Source organism: Acinetobacter sp. 802_lipA, assembly GCF_058242885.1.
Genome location: NZ_JBZAYP010000001.1, coordinates 338118 through 357154, shown reverse-complemented (window position 1 = coordinate 357154; position 19037 = coordinate 338118). Strand labels below are relative to the sequence as shown.

The 19037-nt window shown below is 41.5% G+C and carries 14 protein-coding genes; 9 read left to right on the top strand and 5 right to left on the bottom strand.

Annotated elements, in window-relative coordinates:
- The first annotated feature begins 74 nt into the window (after positions 1-74).
- The 4 genes from pstC (at position 75) to sohB (ending at position 5023) form a co-directional block, all read left to right on the top strand.
- Positions 75-1454: a phosphate ABC transporter permease subunit PstC gene (gene pstC / locus AC4CU3_RS01775; protein WP_125280435.1), complete on the top strand. Its 1380-nt coding sequence runs from the start codon at positions 75-77 to the stop codon at positions 1452-1454.
- Complete coding sequence (pstA, locus tag AC4CU3_RS01770) at positions 1454-2842, top strand: phosphate ABC transporter permease PstA (RefSeq protein ID WP_279043819.1); 1389 nt, start codon at positions 1454-1456, stop codon at positions 2840-2842. The genes pstC and pstA overlap by 1 nt, the downstream gene beginning before the upstream one ends.
- 13 nt (positions 2843-2855) lie before the next feature.
- Positions 2856-3770 carry a phosphate ABC transporter ATP-binding protein PstB gene (gene pstB / locus AC4CU3_RS01765; protein WP_279043818.1) on the top strand — a complete coding sequence of 305 codons (915 nt, stop codon included), beginning with the start codon at positions 2856-2858 and terminating at the stop codon, positions 3768-3770.
- 281 nt (positions 3771-4051) lie between these two features.
- Positions 4052-5023 carry a protease SohB gene (gene sohB / locus AC4CU3_RS01760; RefSeq protein WP_490738454.1) on the top strand — a complete coding sequence of 324 codons (972 nt, stop codon included), beginning with the start codon at positions 4052-4054 and terminating at the stop codon, positions 5021-5023.
- 79 nt (positions 5024-5102) lie between these two features.
- Here sohB and AC4CU3_RS01755 read toward each other — a convergent pair whose 3' ends face one another.
- Entirely contained in the window at positions 5103-6314 is a 1212-nt protein-coding gene (locus AC4CU3_RS01755; protein ID WP_490737958.1) for an aspartate aminotransferase family protein, read from the bottom strand.
- 162 nt (positions 6315-6476) lie between these two features.
- On the opposite strand from AC4CU3_RS01755, the gene grxD reads away from it, so the two are divergent.
- On the top strand, positions 6477-6818 hold the full coding sequence (grxD, locus tag AC4CU3_RS01750; RefSeq protein ID WP_004693588.1) for a Grx4 family monothiol glutaredoxin: 342 nt from the start codon (positions 6477-6479) through the stop codon (positions 6816-6818).
- Between the two features lie 57 nt (positions 6819-6875).
- On the opposite strand, the gene AC4CU3_RS01745 is transcribed toward grxD, so the two are convergent.
- Positions 6876-9509 carry a Lon protease family protein gene (locus AC4CU3_RS01745; protein WP_490737957.1) on the bottom strand — a complete coding sequence of 878 codons (2634 nt, stop codon included), beginning with the start codon at positions 9507-9509 and terminating at the stop codon, positions 6876-6878.
- A gap of 181 nt (positions 9510-9690) precedes the next feature.
- Between AC4CU3_RS01745 and AC4CU3_RS01740 the strand changes: the two genes are divergently transcribed.
- The 4 genes from AC4CU3_RS01740 (at position 9691) to rpmE (ending at position 13939) form a co-directional block, all read left to right on the top strand.
- A complete protein-coding gene (locus AC4CU3_RS01740) occupies positions 9691-11832 on the top strand; it encodes an AmpG family muropeptide MFS transporter (protein WP_490737956.1) in 2142 nt (713 codons plus the stop codon).
- Positions 11833-11956: 124 nt separating this feature from the next.
- Positions 11957-12358 carry a lactoylglutathione lyase gene (gene gloA / locus AC4CU3_RS01735; protein ID WP_004693583.1) on the top strand — a complete coding sequence of 134 codons (402 nt, stop codon included), beginning with the start codon at positions 11957-11959 and terminating at the stop codon, positions 12356-12358.
- A 167-nt stretch (positions 12359-12525) separates the two neighbouring features.
- Complete coding sequence (locus tag AC4CU3_RS01730; protein WP_004693581.1) at positions 12526-13506, top strand: bile acid:sodium symporter family protein; 981 nt, start codon at positions 12526-12528, stop codon at positions 13504-13506.
- Positions 13507-13711: 205 nt separating this feature from the next.
- Positions 13712-13939, top strand: a complete 228-nt coding sequence (rpmE, locus tag AC4CU3_RS01725; RefSeq protein ID WP_004693579.1) for a 50S ribosomal protein L31 — start codon at positions 13712-13714, stop codon at positions 13937-13939.
- Positions 13940-14087: 148 nt separating this feature from the next.
- Here the strand turns inward: rpmE and AC4CU3_RS01720 are convergent, their stop codons facing one another.
- The 3 genes from AC4CU3_RS01720 to epmB are packed head-to-tail and all read right to left on the bottom strand — an operon-like array spanning position 14088 to position 18975.
- Positions 14088-16214: a sensor domain-containing phosphodiesterase gene (locus tag AC4CU3_RS01720; protein ID WP_490737955.1), complete on the bottom strand. Its 2127-nt coding sequence runs from the start codon at positions 16212-16214 to the stop codon at positions 14088-14090.
- Positions 16196-17941, bottom strand: coding sequence for a cyclic-di-GMP receptor FimW-related protein (locus AC4CU3_RS01715; RefSeq protein WP_148827089.1), 1746 nt, complete (start codon positions 17939-17941; stop codon positions 16196-16198). The genes AC4CU3_RS01720 and AC4CU3_RS01715 overlap by 19 nt, the downstream gene beginning before the upstream one ends.
- A gap of 17 nt (positions 17942-17958) precedes the next feature.
- Positions 17959-18975: an EF-P beta-lysylation protein EpmB gene (gene epmB, locus AC4CU3_RS01710; RefSeq protein WP_411935667.1), complete on the bottom strand. Its 1017-nt coding sequence runs from the start codon at positions 18973-18975 to the stop codon at positions 17959-17961.
- Positions 18976-19037 lie beyond the last annotated feature (62 nt).

Sequence of the window (19037 nt, the reverse complement as noted above, 5' to 3'; positions counted from 1 at the left end):
GTCCTACCTTTGACGTTTTTTACTAGGATTAAGTTTTTTCAAATAATGAAAATTGAAAGAACCGTGGAGAATACATGAATCTGCTACTTATAGGTGTGTTATTGGCACTGATCGCCATAGCCTATCAAATGGGCTTAAGCCAGAGCCGTAACTTAGCAGGTAAGGGAAATAATTCTGCAAAATTACACTCACGTCCGGGGTATTACGGTGCGTTAGTGGCTTTGTGGTGTGGTATCCCTGCTTTTTTAATTTTGATTGTTTGGAATATTGTTGAACCAAATGTTTTGAATCATGTGGTACTAAATCACGTGCCAGCACAAGTCGCTGCAACCTTAGATGCTGCTAGTACGGATGTGTTGATCAACCGTGTGGAAGCGATTGCTTCAGGTTTTGGTGTAACAGATACACCAGCCGCGTATGAGCTTGCTGCTGCGGAGCAACTGGCGAAGTTTCAAAGCATTGGTACATTTGCCAAAATTGCAGTGGTGATTTGTGCGGCACTGGCAGGTTTAGTCGCTGCAAAAAAACGCATTGCAACTCAGTTCCGCGCTCGTAACCAAGTTGAGAAAACCATTAATGTTGCACTTGCGCTCTGTTCTGGTGTCGCGATTCTAACCACGATTGGTATCGTGATGTCGATGTTCAGCGAAGCGATGCGATTCTTCCACTTCGTGAGTCCACTCGACTTTTTCTTCGGTACAGAATGGAACCCAGGCTTTAGTACCTCTGGTAATGCAGAAGGAAGCTACGGCTTACTGCCATTACTTTGGGGTACCTTAATGGTCAGTGGTATTGCACTCTTGGTTGCAGTCCCTGTGGGATTAATGATCGCGATCTATCTTGCTGAATATGCATCTTCTGGGTTTCGCTCATGGGCAAAACCAACTATTGAAGTGCTCGCAGGGATTCCAACCATTGTTTACGGTGTATTTGCACTGATGATCATTGGCCCATTCTTTAAAATGCTTGGCGAATCCGTTGGTTTACACATCAACGCAACCAGCGCACTCACTGCTGGTTTCGTCATGGGGATCATGATTATTCCTTTCGTTTCATCGCTGTCTGATGACATTATCACGCAGGTGCCACGTGCATTACGTGATGGCTCATTAGGTTTGGGTGCGACAAAGTCTGAAACCATTCGTCAGGTGGTGATACCTGCAGCACTTCCGGGCATTATCGGCGCGTTCTTGCTTGCAGCGTCACGTGCCATCGGTGAGACCATGATTGTGGTGCTTGCAGCAGGGAACAGTCCTTTATTGCATGCCAATCCACTTGAAGCCATTTCAACTGTGACCATTACCATCGTAAACCAATTGACAGGTGATACTGACTTTGCAAGCCCGCAAGCTTTGGTGGCATTTGCACTAGGTCTGACACTCTTTGTAATTACGCTTGGTTTGAACATTGTTGCACTGTACATCGTGCGTAAATATCGTGAGCAATACGACTAATGACGACTTCTAATAGCACAGCAGATCAAGTATTTGATCCACAACATGCGGCAGAATTACGAGAAAAGCGTAAGCAAACGATCAGTAATTCATTGGCAAAACGTCACCGTAAAGAAAAAACCTTTCGTTTCTTTGGTTTCTCAGCAGTGATTGCAGGTTTATTCTTTGTCGCGCTACTTTTTGGCAGTATTTTATCGAAAGGCTTACCTGCTTTTTGGCAAAGTAGCATGAGTTTACCCGTGTACTTTGACCCTGCCATTATTACGACAGGTGCAAAACCTGTACAGCGTGCAGGTGAATCTCCAGCACAGTTTGAAGAGCGTTTTATTGCTTGGCAAACTGAAATGGGTATGGTGGATTGGGATGCTTTAATTGTGAATGCCATGATTGCAAAAGATCCAGCACTTGCTTCTAAACGAGATGACTTAGCTTCTTTGTACACTAGTTCTGAAGCATATCGCTTACGTGATATGGTGATGAAAGATCCATCATTGGTCGGTAAGAAGGAAGACATTAAAGTGCTTGCTGATGCAAACGTTGATGTGTGGCTCGCAGGAAATATTGACCGTAGTTTGCCTGATGAACAGCAACAGTTGAGCCCAGAAGTTCGTCAACTTGCCGATGAAATGAAAGCTTCAGGGGTAATGGAAAATACTTTTAATACCAACATTTTTGTCAGTCCAGACTCTCGTAGTTCTCCTGCAACTTCAGGTTTAGCAGGGGCATTCATGGGGTCGCTGTTCATGATGCTGATCGTGATCATTATTTCGATTCCAATTGGTGTGGCATCTGCAATTTATCTTGAAGAATTTGCGCCTAAAAACTGGATCACAGACGTCATTGAAGTCAACATTAACAACCTTGCCGCTGTACCATCAATTGTCTTTGGTTTGCTCGGTGCTGCGATCTTTATTGGTTGGATGCATTTACCGCTTTCCGCACCATTGGTCGGTGGTTTGGTGCTGAGTTTAATGACATTACCAACGGTGATTATTACGACACGTGCATCGTTGAAAGCTGTACCACCATCAATTCGTCAGGCAGCTTTAGGGCTAGGTGCTTCACGTATACAAACCGTATTCCATCACGTTTTACCACTTGCACTACCGGGGATTCTAACGGGTGCAATCATTGGTGTAGCACAAGCATTAGGTGAGACTGCACCGCTGTTATTAATTGGTATGAGTGCATTTGTTGCAAGTGTACCTACAACTCCATTTGATCAATCGAGTGCTTTACCTGTACAGATTTTCTTGTGGCAAGGTAATGAGCTGCGTAACTTCTTCGAAGGACGTACAGCGGCTGCGATTATTGTTCTGCTTGCAATGATGATTGGACTCAACAGTATTGCAATTTGGTTACGTAAGAAATTTGAAGTCCGTTGGTAAGTGAGGGCAAAATATGAATACCGTTGTTAAAAATTCCTTAGATCAGGATCAAACAGTGAATCAAGAACACACTCAATTTACAAACCCGAATACGACCTCAGGTCAGCAGGGTACTTCTTTTGTGTCGCAGTTCGATACACAGACTTCTGCTAAGAAAGATCAGGCACAAGGACAAGTAAAACTCAGCACTACAGATGTACATGTTTACTATGGCGAAGCTGAAGCGATTAAAGGGATTGATCTGAATATCTACGAAAATGAAGTGATTGCATTTATTGGGCCATCGGGCTGCGGTAAATCGACCTTCTTGCGTACTCTGAACCGTATGAACGACACTATTGATAGCTGTCGTGTGACGGGTAAAGTGATGTTGGATAATCAAGATATTTATGACCCAAACCTAGATGTGGTACTGCTTCGCGCTCAAGTAGGTATGGTATTCCAAAAACCAAACCCATTCCCAAAGTCAATTTTTGATAACGTGGCTTATGGCCCTAAACTCCATGGTTTGGCGCGTGATAAGTATGACTTAGAAGAAATTGTAGAAAACAGCTTACGTAAAGCGGGCCTTTGGGATGAAGTCAAAGACCGTTTAAACCAACCGGGCACAGGCTTGTCCGGTGGTCAGCAGCAGCGTTTATGTATTGCACGTACCATTGCGGTGAGCCCTGAAGTGATTCTGATGGATGAGCCATGTTCAGCGCTTGACCCTATTGCAACAGCGAAAGTGGAAGAGCTAATTTCTGAACTTTCAACGCAGTATACGATTGCGATCGTGACGCACTCAATGCAACAGGCTGCACGTGTATCAGACCGTACCGCTTACTTCCATTTAGGTGACTTGATTGAAGTGAACTCAACCGAGAAAGTCTTCACTCAGCCAGATCATCAGTTAACTGAAGCCTATATTACAGGTCGTTTCGGTTAATACGCACAACTTGAAATATTTGAAAAAACAGAGCCTACGCGCTCTGTTTTTTTATGAGCGAGCATTTGGTTTAGTGATTAAATAGCCATGATGATGCACATTGTGCATTGCAGTCATATTGGACAATAAATGCGAAGATGTGTTGTCTGAGAGATTGACTCATCTTGTAAATGATTAAATGTGAAAGATAACGCATTACAGAATAAAACAAAAAATGGCTATTGAAAAAAAATGCCATTGACCTAATCTAGGTCATATACCGACGTATTATTTTAGAGAATATAATTTCTATGTTATTTCATTTACCGAAACTTCCCGCTGAAATTCGAATTACACATTTAAATGCGCGTATTAATGAACAACGTAAAAAAATAGCGCAAACAACAGCCTCTAAACTAGAGTTACTGCAACTGACTCAGCAGTTAGCGAAAGAGTCACGTCATCGTAAAAAGGCCAATCAAAAAGTTTATATTCTAGATTTTAAAGGCGATACTGCGGCAACATCGGTAGAAAGTTTACGTGAAGAAATTACCTTGATTTTAGCGACAGCCAAAGCAGGGCGTGATCGCGTTGTGGTACGTCTAGAAAGCCCAGGCGGTATGGTGCATGGTTATGGTTTGGCTGCTGCACAATTGGTTCGTTTACGTGATGCAGGTTTCAATCTCACGATCTGTGTCGATAAAGTTGCAGCGAGTGGTGGTTATATGATGGCATGTATCGCCAATCAGATTATTGCTGCACCTTTTGCGGTTGTTGGTTCAATTGGTGTAGTCGCGCAAGTTCCTAACTTTAATCGTCTGCTAAAAGAACACAATATCGATTTTGAACTGTACACAGCAGGCCAATATAAACGTACAGTGACAATGTTTGGTGAAAACACAGCAGAAGGTAAGGCGAAGTTTGAAGAAGAGTTACAACAGACGCATGTGTTGTTTAAACACTTTGTTGAAAAATATCGTCCACAGCTCAATGTTGAGAAAGTGGCGACAGGTGAGCACTGGTATGGACAAGATGCTTTAGATTTGAATTTGGTCGATCAGTTACAAACTTCAGATGCTTATTTGCTTAATTTGCTGACCGATCATGATGTTTATGTCATCTCAACGCGTAAGAAACCGACTTTAGGTGAGAAGTTAGGCTTACAAGCTGCGCAAATGGCAGATGCCTTGGTACCAGCAGTCATGAATAAAGTGATAGAAACCTTAACTAAAACCAATGCAAGTTTGGTTCAAATGCGTGATCCAAAACTTTAATATTTAGTTGGCCGATTCATTTCAAAAAGTCTGGTTCCGAAATATGCAAAAAGCAATTTTAGAACCAGACTTTTTTGTCTTAAGCTAAGTACGCTTTAATCATTTTCACTAGACGTTCAATCAGTTGATCCGCCTGATCTTTGGTAATATTCAAGGTCGGCAGTAAACGCACCACAGAACCCGCAGTAACGTTAATAATGGTGTGGTATTCATCACGAGCAATGTTCACCAAGTCACCACATGCTTTTGGTAGTTCAACACCAATCATCAAACCAAAGCCACGGACAATCACATTTTGATCGGCAAGTTGCTTACGCAGTTGTTCTACGATGTAAGCGCCTTGTTCAGCTGCATTTTGTACAATGTTTTCTTTTTGCATAATGTCGATGATGGTATACACCACACGCGAACCCAATGCTGAGCCACTATACGTTGAACCGTGGTTACCCGCGGTCAATACGCCTACACCACGACCTTGAGTCATCACCGCACCAATGGGGAAGCCATTGCCTAAACCTTTGGCTGTGGTGAGTACATCAGGAATGATGTTGGTGTGTTGGTAGGCAAAGTATTCGCCCGTACGACCATTACCTGTTTGAACTTCGTCCAACATCATCAGCCAGTTATGCTGATTACAGATCTGACGAATCTCTTCCAAGTAGCTAAAGCCTTGCGGAGCAGTGTTGACCCCACCTTCGCCCTGAATTGGTTCGACAAAGATTGCGACAATGTCTGGATGGTGAATTGTGGCTTCTTCAATGGCTTCAATGTCGCCGAATGGGACACGAATAAAACCTTCAACCAATGGGCCAAAGCCTTCTTGGACTTTTTTGTTGCCTGTTGCCGATAACGTTGCCATGGTACGCCCATGGAAAGAGTGCTCTGCAACAATGATTTTTGGATTGGCAATGCCTTGCATGTAGCCAAATTTACGGGCAATTTTGATTGCGCCCTCATTGGATTCTGCACCACTGTTTGAAAAGAATACTTCTTCCATGCCAGCAACTTCAGCAAGTTTTTGTGCTGCAGCCGTTTGCCAAGGCACTTCAAACAAGTTACTGGTATGAATGAGCGTTGCCGCTTGTTCTGCAATCGCTTCCGCAATGACAGGATGAGCATGGCCTAAACCACAGACTGCAATGCCCGTTAGCGCATCAAAGTATTCAGTACCATCCTCAGTGTACAGATAAGAGCCTCGACCTCGGACAAAGCTGATCGGCTGACGGCCAAATACTGGCATCAAATGAGAGGGTTGATCAGTTTGTACAGGAGCAAGGGTAATGTTATTCATGACTAACTCTTATCTGTTAGAGGGTAAGTGAAATCCAATATTAAGCAATTATGCTTGTAGTTTTAAAGCCTAAATCTAAATAAAAGTCGAAATATTGCTTTAGGCATACTGTTTTTCTACGTTTTGGGTATAATGCGGGTTAGATTAGTTGAGGATTGATCAATGACTGAACAAGCACGCGATACCGAAGCGTTAATTCGTGACCAAATTGCAAAACACGCTGTACTTCTTTATATGAAAGGCACCCCACAGTTTCCACAATGTGGTTTCTCTGCACGTGCTGTAGAAGCGCTTAGTCAAATTGGTCGTCCGTTTGCTTATGTGAATATTCTTGAAAATCCAGATATTCGTGCTTTGTTACCACAAATTGCAAACTGGCCTACATTCCCACAGTTATGGATCAACGGTGAGTTGATTGGTGGTAGTGACATTATTCTAGACATGTTCCAAAAAGGTGAATTACAACCTTTAGTTGAACAGCATAGTCCAGCACCTGAAGCTTAATCTTCAGTTGTAAAAAAAAGCGCCATTGAGGCGCTTTTTTTTGTTTGAGGGAAAGTGTTAATCCGCTGTAGTTACAGTGCTTACAGCTTCAGAAGTGTGTTCTGCTGCATTTTCAGTTGCAACAGTCTTCTTTTCAGCTTTTGCCTTTTTTTTGTCCTTCTTCTTTTTTTTCTTTTTCTTCGGCTCTTCTTCAAACTCAGCACCATCTTCAATGGCTTGCCAATAATCTAGCTGATCCATCACCGCCGCATAAATGGACTTCTTGGTGTAGCGTCCTTTTTTGTCTAAAGTGCCGACTGGTCGAGCCATAAGTAGTTCAAGCGCTTGATCAATCGTATCTATAGCATGAATGTGGAACTGGCCATTTGAAACCGCATCAATCACATCTTTACGTAACATTAAATGCTGCATATTTTGACGCGGAATAATCACACCTTGTTTACCAGTTAAACCTTGAAGTTTACATGCATCGAAGAAGCCTTCAATTTTCGCATTGACACCACCAATTGGTTGAACTTGACCTAATTGGTTCATTGAGCCAGTAATCGCCCAAGACTGATCAATCGGGAGTTGGCTAATCGCTGAGATTAAAGCAGACAGCTCTGCAACCGTAGCACTGTCACCATCGACTTGACCATAGCTTTGTTCAAAGGCAAGTGCGGCAGAGAAGTGTAGGGTTTGCTCACGCCCGAAATGTGCTTTTAAGAACGATGACATCAATAGCACACCTTTCGCATGCAGAGAGCCACCGAGCTCGACACTACGCTCAATATCTAGAATATCGCCGCCGCCTTGATACACGGAGGCTGTTAAACGTGACGGTAAGCCAAACTCGACATCCGCATAGTGAATGACAGAAAGTGCGTTAATTTGGCCGAGGCGGTGTCCGCGCGTTTCGATGAGCTGTGTACCACGTGACAAATCCTGCCAATAGAGCTCACGTAAATAGCCTAAGCGATATTTGCGATGATCTAATGCCATATTAATGTGTTGATCCGAGACCATTTTATCGCCTGATTGGAAGGCGTGATGATGCGCCTCACGAATCAAATCACCCAAAGTGAGGGCATGCAGAGATAGGGAGCTTTGATCTTCGGCTTGACGACTAGAGTCGGTCAAAAGCGCAGAAAGGGCAGATCGATCAAAAGGAAGTAGTTTATCGGCCTGTACATAGTCTGCGATCAGCTGCATATAGGCTTGTTCATTTACTTCATTACGTTGCAACGTATCAGTAAAGTCGGCACGGATTTTAAAGACACTGCCAAGCTCAGGTTCTACTTCGAGTATTTCATAATAAATTTCAGGCTCAGCCAGTAAAACCACTTTCAAATTAAGCGGGATTGCTTCAGGTTCAATTGAGATACTTCCTGTCAGTGTCAACATATGTTCAAGTGAAGAAAGTTTTAACTGGCCTGATTTTAAAGCACGTTTTAGACCTTGCCATGCATAAGGCTGTTCAAGCAGTTGTTCTGCTTCTAACATTAAAAAACCACCATTGGCTTTATGTAATGTCCCTGGGCGGATTAAGGTAAAGTCTGTAGTAATGGTGCCATGTTGAGTCAGTTGCTCTACGTGGCCAAGCAAATTGTAGTGAGTTGGGAAGTCTTCAAAAATAACTGGTGCACCAGCATTGGTTTTATGCGACACAATCACATTGGCTTGATAGCGCGAAGGGATACGACTAAACAGGCCAGGCGTGAAGTCATCTTCTTCTTGTTCGAGTACCACCTCGACATTGTTAATAATGTCTTCAGCATAATATTTTAAGTAGTCTTTTAAGCCTTCAACCTCAGCAAACTTAGTCAGTAACTGTTCGACTTTAGGTAATAAAACTTGCTTGGCAATATCGCGATTCAACACTTGAACTTTATCGCGGGCATCTTCCTCCAAGTCGCCTAAATGCATGCCTAAACGCTCAAGTTTTTTGTCCATATGGCGTATATTGGCATTAATTTCAGAACGCTCTTTAGAGCTTAAAGCATTGATGTCGGCCTGCGTCATTTCCAATACTTTATCGTCTACATACTGGACGGGGATAAAGCAGTGCTCATCATTACGAGAGATTAGTTTGAGGTCGAGTTCTTCACCTTCTTGGGTCAATTCAATCAATGCTTGTTGCTGAACATCACCTGTTTGTTGGCGAATGGCTTCTATACGGTTGTGGTAGGTTTCAGCAGTAAAGCGGCGCTCAAGTTGCTTTAAAGTGGTTTGCCATGTTTGATGTAACATGGTTTGAAATTTTACCGCCTGACCCGCAGGTAATTCTAAAGCAATCGGTTGACGTGGGCTTTTAAAATTATAAACGTAAACCCAATCGTTCGGTGTCGGCATATTTTTGGCGTGTTGCTGGAGTAAACGCTTGACCATGGTGCGCTTGCCCAAGCCAGCTGTTCCTACGGCAAAGATGTTATAGCCAGAGTAAGGTAAGGAAATGCCTGCTTCAACTGAAGCACGTGCGCGGTCTTGCCCTAAAAAATTATTGAGCGGTTTAATACGACGCGTTGAGGCTGGAATCTTATCCAGAGCAGGTGTGTGCGTCAGTTGCTCTGCTTGAAGTTGTGTCTTTGCTAAGGTCGTTTGAATTTCGGGTTGGTCAAATGCTGAACTAAGGTTGTTTTCTGGATTTTCTTGACTATTTAATGCGGGTGGTACAGATATAGAAGAGCTCATTTGATCGTGTTTTTGGGTCACTTTGAAATCCGAAACTAAAGATTGCGTTAGAAACTTAAAGGTATACAGGTTTAATGCAAAAGATCAAGCAAAGTCGCAGTGTTTGTCGACAAAAATAGAACATTGATTTTATAAATCAGGTTGAAACAAATTGTATTAAGGGTTTGAATAGCAGCATTGGTTTTAAGACAACAAAAACGTAATGACAACACAATCTTCAGGATGGAAATCCGCCTTTACTGCATTTTTAGATCGCCGTGCGTTGATCATGCTGTTTTTGGGTTTCTCAGCAGGTATCCCAATCCTGTTAATTTTCTCGAGCTTATCTTTATGGTTAGGTGAGGCAGGTATCGATAAGAGCGCTGTGACTTTTTTTAGTTGGGCTGCTCTGGGTTATTCATTCAAATTTGTTTGGGCCCCTTTGGTCGATGAATTACCTGTACCAGTGCTGACCAAATTATTGGGTCGTCGGCGTGCGTGGTTATTGATCGCACAACTCTTAATTATCTGTGCCATTTCTATCATGGCTTTTTCAGATCCGTCTCTTGGTCAGAGCTATCTTTACCAAATGGCTGCGGGTGCAGTGCTTTTAGGTTTTTCTGCTGCGACACAAGATATTGTGATTGATGCCTATCGTATTGAACTGGCAGAAACGCAAATGCAAACGGTGTTGGCTTCAACCTATAACGCAGGCTACCGCATCGGGATGATCGTTGCAGGTGCGGGTGCGTTATTTTTAGCGGCTTATTTGGGTACAGCTAAGGGCAACTATATTTATGAGGCATGGAAGTGGACCTATTTGGCAATGGCGGCGGTCATGTTGGTCGGGATCGCAACCACTTTATGCATACGTGAGCCACAAGTTGATCGGGTACGTAAAGAATATAAACGCGTAGATTATTATCGTTTAGTGGCGGTTTTCTTTGTATCTGTGATGAGTTTTGTGCTGAGTTATGTTTACTCAGGCAAGCTCACAGAAATGCTAATTCAGCTCTGGACGATCAAAGATAGTTTTGCATTGTTTTGTTTTGAAGCTTTACGTTTTATTGGCTCTGGTGCGGTTGCATTTATGGTGGGTTCAAGCCTTGTCAAAATGGGCGCTGTGAATAAGCAAATGGCCTATGAAACATGGGTGAATCCTGTTGCTGACTTTTTTAAGCGTTATGGCGTGAAATTGGCGTTAGTATTGCTATTGTTGATTGGTTTTTACCGTATTTCCGACATCATTGCAGGTGTGATCTCCAATGTGTTTTATCAAGACTTAAACTTTACCAAAGAGCAGATTGCTGAAGCAGTGAAAGTTTATGGGGTGATTTTTAGTTTGGTTGGTGGCTTTTTAGGAGGGCTACTGGCACAGCGCATGAACATCATGAAGTTGATGTTTGTCGGTGCAATTTTAGCTAGTTCAACTAATCTTATTTTTATTGGTTTGGTCAAATCAGGACAACCTTTAAATGATGTTGTGATCAATGTTGGTGAGCAAAGTTTCAAAACTCAAGCGGATGAGACAGGTGCATGGGCAATTAAGGTTCCTGTTGAGCAGCTTCAGGCAAATGAACGTCTAACTGCAACGGCCAGTTTTCAAAATGATACTTCACAGCCTGTCTCGGTCACATTGCCTTACATTAGTCAAACGGGTGCATCTACGGCATTGCTGTTGCTTCCGATCACGGCTGATAATGTGATTGATCAACGAGAGTCTGAAGGAAGTATCGTGGTACGAGGTCAATACCTTGCTACACTGGCTGAAAACCAAAGTATTAAATTGAGCTTAGATGGTCAAAGTTTTGATGCAAAGCTAGACAAAGAAGGTGTGTTTAGCGCAGCAATCCCTGCTCAACTGCTTCTTGATTCAAACTCTAAAAAGCTGAATGCCGTATTGATGCAAAATGAGCGTGCGCAACAACACACTGCACTGAATTATCAGGTGGATCCTGAAGCTGAGAAATCTGCAACTCTAGATGTTGATCTTCAACCGATTAATTTGAATAAAGCAGTTGATGGGCAGTTAGAAGTTAAAGGGAAGGTGATTAAAGAATATAGTTCAAACTGGCTGTATTTTGCGATTATTGTCGATAACTTGGCATCAGGTTTAGCTGGTGCTGCATTTATTGCATTTCTATCAAGTTTGACCAGCGTATCTTTTACTGCGGTTCAGTATGCGATTTTTAGTTCATTGATGACGTTGACACCTAAAATACTAGGTGGATATTCAGGGACAATTGTGTCCAATATTGGCTATCCAAATTTCTTCTTGCTGACCACACTCATTGGGATCCCAATTTTAATCTTAGTGGTCTGGGTGGCGAAACTTCTACGTGAGCATGCCGCTGAGCAAAGTTAAAGCATCGATTTATTTCGAATGAAAAAAGTAGCCCTTGTGGCTGCTTTTTTTATGGTTGAGGTTTGAAATATAGAGCGGCATTGCCTATATTGGGTGGCTGAGAATAAATCATGAGGAAATTCCAATGCGCATGCTACATACCATGCTACGTGTAGGCAATTTAGAACAATCTTTGGCATTCTATACTGAAGTGCTTGGTATGACTTTACTTCGTAAGCGTGATTATGAAGAAGGTCGTTTTACTTTGGCATTTGTGGGTTATGGTGATGAAGAAAATCATACGGTTTTAGAGCTGACACATAACTGGGATACGGACAGTTATGAACTGGGCAATGCTTATGGTCATATAGCGATTGCAGTAGACGATGCATATAAAGCTTGTGAGGAAATCAAAGCGCGCGGTGGTAATGTCGTGCGTGAAGCCGGACCAATGAAGGGTGGCGTAACGGTTATTGCCTTTGTAGAAGATCCAGATGGCTATAAAATTGAACTGATTCAACAAGATAATAATGCACGTAATAACTAAACCGTTATTCGGTCATATGCAGCGTGTATGCACAGTATTAATTAAAAAAATATTGAACATATTCTGTAAAAGCTAGCTTTATTTATATAGCTCAGTAAGATGAATTTACCCAAAGGTAAATTAGTCACTGGGCTTTTTCATTTTTAGAGGAATGACAGGATGTTGGTATGTTGAAATTATTGGCACTCGATCGGTTTACGTTATTGCTATTTGTTATGGTGCTCTTAGCCAGCTTTGTCCCTGTTTCAGGTCAAGCTGCCAGTGTTTTTGGTGTACTGACGACGGTCGCGATTGCAATATTATTCTTTTTGCATGGGGCTAAACTATCCCGTGAAGCCGTGATTCAGGGCATGATGCATTGGAAACTCCACGCGTTGGTTTTTGCATTTACCTTCATCCTTTTTCCCGTTTTAGGTTTGCTTGCTAAACCTGTATTGGTACCACTACTTGGGCAGGAGTTGTATTGGGGCTTTTTGTTTATGTGCTTTTTGCCATCGACAGTACAGTCTTCAATTGCGTTTACTTCGGTCGCGCAAGGCAATGTGGCTGGGGCGGTATGTAGTGCTTCATTCTCGAATTTGATCGGGATGTTTATTACCCCTGTGATGGTGGCCTTTTTCATTTTGGGGCAATCAGAGCATGGTTTTGATCCAACCTCGTCTATTCTTCAAATCACCTTATTGCTGTTGGTTCCCTTTGTCCTTGGACAGCTACTTCGACCATATGTCTTTCCGTATATGCAAAAAATGCCAAGCATCGTCAAAGCATTCGATCAGGGTTCGATATTAATGGTGGTGTACGGTGCTTTCAGCGGTGCTGTGGTGGCCGGTCTATGGCAAGAGGTGAGTGTTGGTACTTTAATCTTATTGATCATTGTCTGTTCGGTCTTATTGACGATTATTATGTTGCTTGGGTTGTTTTTACCACGTTGGTTAGGCTTTAATCGTGCCGATCAGAAAACCATTTTTTTCTGTGGCTCTAAAAAGACTTTGGCTAGTGGTGTTCCGATGGCACAGATTCTTTTTATTGGACAACCTTTGGGGATGATTGTTTTACCGATTATGATTTTTCATCAAATACAGCTGATGGTGTGTGGGATTATTGCTAACTATTGGGCCAAGCAATCTGAAATTGAAACGAAAGAATAATTGGCTATCTGATACTATATCTCGTATAATATTTGCCACTTGTTGTGCTTAGCCCTGACGGTATCCGTCTCGGTGGGCCAAAAGAATGGTCTGTTATGGTGTTGATCTGCAACTTAATTTAATTAAGTGGCCCTTTCCTCAATTTTGAGAGTGATCAATTGCGATGACAGCAAAACCTTCTTTAATTTTTATGGAGTAATCGACGATGCGCGCCGATATTCACCCAAAATACCAAACTTTAGTTGCTACATGTTCTTGCGGTAACGTAATTGAAACTCGTTCAGCACTTGGTAAAGAAACTGTTTACCTGGACGTATGTTCAGCTTGCCACCCATTCTACACTGGTAAGCAAAAGAACGTTGACACTGGAGGTCGTATCGACAAGTTCAAACAGCGTTTTGCTGGCATGTCACGTTCTATCAAACGCGACTAATAGCAAAAGAAAAAAACGGGCATTTGCCCGTTTTTTTATGCCTATGATATTTGAATACAGAGTCATGGGGCTGCTAGTTAGACCATATAATAAAAAGACCCCGTATAGGGGCCTTGAAATTTAGAGGTCAGTATCCAAGGTCAAAGCTTTACTGATCCTGCACATCAATCAGATGATCGAGTTTCTTCTGGAAATAATCGCCTTGAATAAAGCGGGCATCGACATTCCATGCATTGGCAAACGAAGTCATATCATTCAGATCACGCAGCATAATTTGAATGTTTTTCAATTGATGATATACCGCAACTTTTTCTTGCAACTCTTCCGTGTTAGCGTCGCTACTGAGCATGCGAGTTAAGTTTTCATGTAAGGTGAGATTGTTGATATCGAGCTGACGTAAGATAGATTCACTATAAATACTATTACCAAAGTCGCGAATCGAAACTTCAGCACCATATTGGCGAAGCTGGGCAATGTATTTTTGCGCTTCAGCAATGTTTTGGCTGATATCATCCTCAGAGAACTGAAGGATAATTGGATGACTTAACTTACTGCGTACAATGGTAATCAGTTTGGCGATAAATTCTGGGAAAGAGCGGTCATTCAAGAGTACGGCTTTGTTTAAGTTTACAATCAACTTTGCTTCAGGATACTGAGTGATAAAATTGTGTAGTTGTTTACACGACTCAACTAAAATCCAACGGTCAAGTTTAATAGACAGTTCGTGATCTTCACTTAACTCTTTGAGGCTTGATATATCTTTCCACGTATTACCATAAATAAAGCCACTGGTAACCTCATAGGTATATAAATTGGTGTCTTCTTTGTCATAAAGCTGTTGATATTTAAGATGAATCTCACCACGCTCTAATGCAAGATGTAAAGCTTTAAGTACCGTAGGCTCATTTGCTTTTTTTTGAGTGTCTAAAGTATCGCTGACAGTAGGGTTGATCAACTCAATCACAGGCATATCAATACTGGCTTTTTGCTCAATTTCGCAATCGTCTTGATTGGTCGGTAAAGCGGTTTTAAAGGCTGAGCACAATAAGTTTTCAAACTGATCTTGATTTGAAATTTCACCTTTCAATAAAGTATAGCCAATGCGCAAATTTACGGGATAGCTATTGTTTTCTACGGTAATGAGTTGTGGTTTGGTGAGCGCATTTAACGCAATCAGCTTAGATTCGAGTTTGGCCTGTGATTCTGCTTGGAATAAACCAACGATGGTTTGCCCACCCGCCTTAAACAGAGGAATATGAGTCTGTTCATTTAAAAAGCTGTAAATATTGTTAAAATAATCACGCGTAGTTGCCCAGTTGGCTTTAAAAATTTCATCTGGACAAGAGCTGAGTGCAAAGCTAACCAAAGCATTCTGATCAGAAGGCTGTTTGGTCATAGCACGGTTAATTTGTTGATACGTATTAGGTTGTATCGCATGCTTTTCAGTGTTGACCGATGGAGCAGTGGTGCGTTCAGATTCGACTTCAATCGTCAGTTGGAGCGCATCCTCTTCAGGTGCAGCTAAAAATTCAACCTTTAAAGGATTTTTAGTATGGGCATTATTATTAAGAGTAGCAACTTCAAAAGCACCTAAATCAAACTGACCTTGTGAAATTTTCTTAAAACGGATTTTGAAATCGTTTACATCTTTCGGCTGGAGAATATCAAGCAGAGGTTGACCAATAATATCATCTTCAGAGCTTAGGCCGAACAGTTGTAAGTATTCAGCATTGGCTGAAACATGAATCCCTTCTTGAATTAAAGCAATGGCTTTATTGCTTTCTTCAACTAAAGTCTGTGCTTGGCTTTGCGCTGTTTCAAGCTCATTCATGAGTTGTTGTTGACTTTGCAATAAGCGACTTAATGACAGCGCACGCAGTAGACCTAAGTAAAAGTTATCCGCTTCTTCTAAGTCCAAAATATCATAGACCCCTTTACGAATAAAACTTGCGTATTGGGTTGATTGATATTCCTCTGGCTTTAATAAAATCAGTGGTAAATTGACTTGGTTAGAGTTGCGAATCAAAGTCAGTGCTTGTTCATACTTTAGGTCATAAGCGCGACCAAAAATCACCACATCCCAAGGCAGATGAAGCTGTTTTTCAAAGTTTTGTAAGTCATCCAGTAAAGTGGCATGAACTTGATGATCGCTAGAAGTTAAAAGGTCACGAATTTGGTTATAACGGATCTGATTATCATCAATAATGAGTAAACGTGTTTCCGTACGTTTTAACTTTTTAGATAATAATGGATTTCTCACTTCAATGCTTCCCATAAATCGTGATTCTTAATAGCATTCATTTGCTTTTGAATAAAACTTTGAACCAATGGTTCTTGTTGGTCATTCAACAATTCATAATCAAAACGAATAAAACTTTGTGTAATTAAATGTGCTTTTACTAAATAAATTTTAAGATCTTCATCACCTAGGCGTAAGTGAATGGTTTGTTTTTCTCGGTACATATTCGAACCTGGGACAATAAGACTAGTCTGTACTTCATCAAGCTGGGACGTTTGTACCAATAACGCAGGTTGATAGTTCTGAGTGGTTCGGTCTGTTTTTACCATTACGGCACATGGGAAAAGATCTTGCGCTAAGATTTCTAACCCTAGTTCCAAGCTTTTTTCACTTGATTGTTTAATCCAGCGAATCACACCACCGCGCCATTGGCTATGCGCATTTTCTTGGACCAAAATAAACTCACCTGTTTTTAAATGTGCAGGTGTTGGTCCAGTCCAACGAATACGGTAACCATTCACGCTAATATCTAAAACTTCGGCAGGGTAGATTTGTTTCGACTCACGATCAATCATACGAGCAGAACTCGTCTCCACAGGAATATTACTGTTCATGGAGTTGATCACGTGACTTTCATTCTGAAAGTTGTAGTTACCTTCTAGCTCTAAAGTTTCATTAAAGTTCTTGCCTTTAGACAAATAGAAATGTGCGACTGACAGGCCAAAACAAATTTGTAATTGGGCCGAGTATTCATATCGTTCATGCTTACGTTCAATGTTATTGGTCAATAAGTTATGAATGTGAAAATGCAGAGCAGGGGTAAGGAAAATCTTCTCATCGCGAGACAGTGGCTCAGCGCGTTTAGTTTGCATCTCTGAGAGATGATCAAGCAGGGCTTGCGTCGAGATAAAAATATTGGGTTGAATATGACTGTTTTTTTGAGAATTATAGGTCGGTGGATAGTCTTTTGATGCATCGACAATATAGCGAGATAAGGTGGTTTCTTTAGGTAATATTTGAATCAGTTTCGCCCAATCAAAACTACACAAAAATAGCCCTTGAATCTCACCTGGACGGATTTGATGGGTATTAAAAATATCCAATAGAATGAGCTGCGCATAGGCTTGGCTAATATTGTTGAGTTGATGCTGTGTACCTTGTATTTGATTAATGTTGGTCAAATAGAAGTTATTTTGGATAGCAGAATCTAAGAGCTGATGAGCCGCTAGCCACTGACCCGGAATAGGGGAACTATAGAGCAAGTGTTGTTGGTACAACAACAGTGACAGTTGTTGTAAAGCATAATAACTCGATACGGTTCGAGCCGTTTGTAGGTTCTTTTTTTGATTAAAAGCAAATAGAGAAAACTTATTTTGAGTGATTTGCTGAGAAACACGTTTTGCAATGTCGATATAGACTTTAGCAAAATGACTACGCATTAATAAGGCAAGCTCAATAATATGGTCATTTCGATCAGTGGTGATGAGGCCCTGATTAAAAAAATGTTTTTCTAAGCTGGTAAGCACATTTTCCAAATTTGGATGCAGTACTTGAACCAAATCAAAGCGAAGTGTTTCGCTGACTTGAAGCTCGGAAACCTCAAGTAATGCTTGAAATAAGGAACGAGAAGAATCACCCAATTGTAAAATGGATAAGTTTGCCAACCATTCTTGTAAGCCTTTGACTGTGCTTGGGCAGAAACTAAGCTTATCCAACTTTAATTCGGTTGGTTTTTGGAAGATATCTGAAGTACTCGTCGTCATCATCGTTATTATTTAACTCAAAAAGTTGAAACCCCGAAAAGTGGTGTCTTATTCTTTTCTCCCGCAATTTCCCTGACCAGCTTGGGAACCAGATAGCCGGGTAGATTCGCCAATAATCCTTGATATAGAAAATCAATGTCTTGCGGGTTTAAATCAAAATGGTGAGCCCCTTTTACTTTATCTAAAACATGTAAATAGTATGGCAATACACCTGCATCGAATAAACGGTAGCTCAAATCTGTCAAAATTTGAACGTGATCATTGACCCCTTTCAACAAAACCGCCTGATTGAAAACGGTGATTTTTTCTGCGACTAATTGCTGTAATTGACGGCAGGTAAGATCATCCAATTCCGATGCATGATTTGAGTGTACCACTAGAATAATGCGCAGCCTACTGTTTTTTAAGATGGAAATTAGCTCATCATCGACACGGTTAGGCATTACGATAGGAACTCGTGAGTGAATTCTCAAAAATTTAAGTTGGGGAATACTTTCTAAGCGTTCAATCCATAATTTTATTTTACGATTGGACAGTGTTAAGGGGTCTCCGCCACTCAAAATGACTTCATTAATGTCAGGTTGCGACTGAATATAGTGTTGAATATTGATCCAATCTTCTGACTTTGGCAGGTTCTCTTGATAGGGGAAATGTCGGCGAAAACAGTAACGACAATGAACGGCACATGCCCCTGTCAGCGTAAGTAAGAAACGAGTTTTATATTTGTGCAAAACACCGGGTTGTTGGTTGGCCTTTTCCTCACCCAAGGGGTCGGTCACGAAGTCGGGATGTTCTTCAAGCTCAAGATGATGGGGCAGGACTTGAAGGAGTAAAGGATCAAGCGGATTACCTTTTTGCATTCTTGTCACAAAAGCACGGGGAACACGGAGTTTAAATTGGGTTGATGCAAGCAGTGCGCCTGACAGCAGTTGCTCAGGAGAAAGCTCTAGAATGTTAAGTAATTCTAAAGGGTCAGTAATTAAATCACTGAGTTGAGCTTGCCAATTTTGCTCTTGGTACAAATAATGAGTCATGCAATAAGGGGTCAAATACTAGGTCAAAAGAAAGTTAGGTCATCAAATCGGGTGATGTCGAA

Coding starts and splice junctions, on each gene's coding strand:
- AC4CU3_RS01755 (WP_490737958.1), bottom strand. CDS start 6,314: ATGAATAACATTACCCTTGCTCCTGTACAAACTGATCAACCCTCTCAT.
- AC4CU3_RS01715 (WP_148827089.1), bottom strand. CDS start 17,941: ATGACGACGAGTACTTCAGATATCTTCCAAAAACCAACCGAATTAAAG.
- AC4CU3_RS01720 (WP_490737955.1), bottom strand. CDS start 16,214: ATGGGAAGCATTGAAGTGAGAAATCCATTATTATCTAAAAAGTTAAAA.
- AC4CU3_RS01740 (WP_490737956.1), top strand. CDS start 9,691: ATGACAACACAATCTTCAGGATGGAAATCCGCCTTTACTGCATTTTTA.
- pstB (WP_279043818.1), top strand. CDS start 2,856: ATGAATACCGTTGTTAAAAATTCCTTAGATCAGGATCAAACAGTGAAT.
- gloA (WP_004693583.1), top strand. CDS start 11,957: ATGCGCATGCTACATACCATGCTACGTGTAGGCAATTTAGAACAATCT.
- rpmE (WP_004693579.1), top strand. CDS start 13,712: ATGCGCGCCGATATTCACCCAAAATACCAAACTTTAGTTGCTACATGT.
- epmB (WP_411935667.1), bottom strand. CDS start 18,975: ATGACTCATTATTTGTACCAAGAGCAAAATTGGCAAGCTCAACTCAGT.
- pstC (WP_125280435.1), top strand. CDS start 75: ATGAATCTGCTACTTATAGGTGTGTTATTGGCACTGATCGCCATAGCC.
- pstA (WP_279043819.1), top strand. CDS start 1,454: ATGACGACTTCTAATAGCACAGCAGATCAAGTATTTGATCCACAACAT.
- grxD (WP_004693588.1), top strand. CDS start 6,477: ATGACTGAACAAGCACGCGATACCGAAGCGTTAATTCGTGACCAAATT.
- AC4CU3_RS01730 (WP_004693581.1), top strand. CDS start 12,526: ATGTTGAAATTATTGGCACTCGATCGGTTTACGTTATTGCTATTTGTT.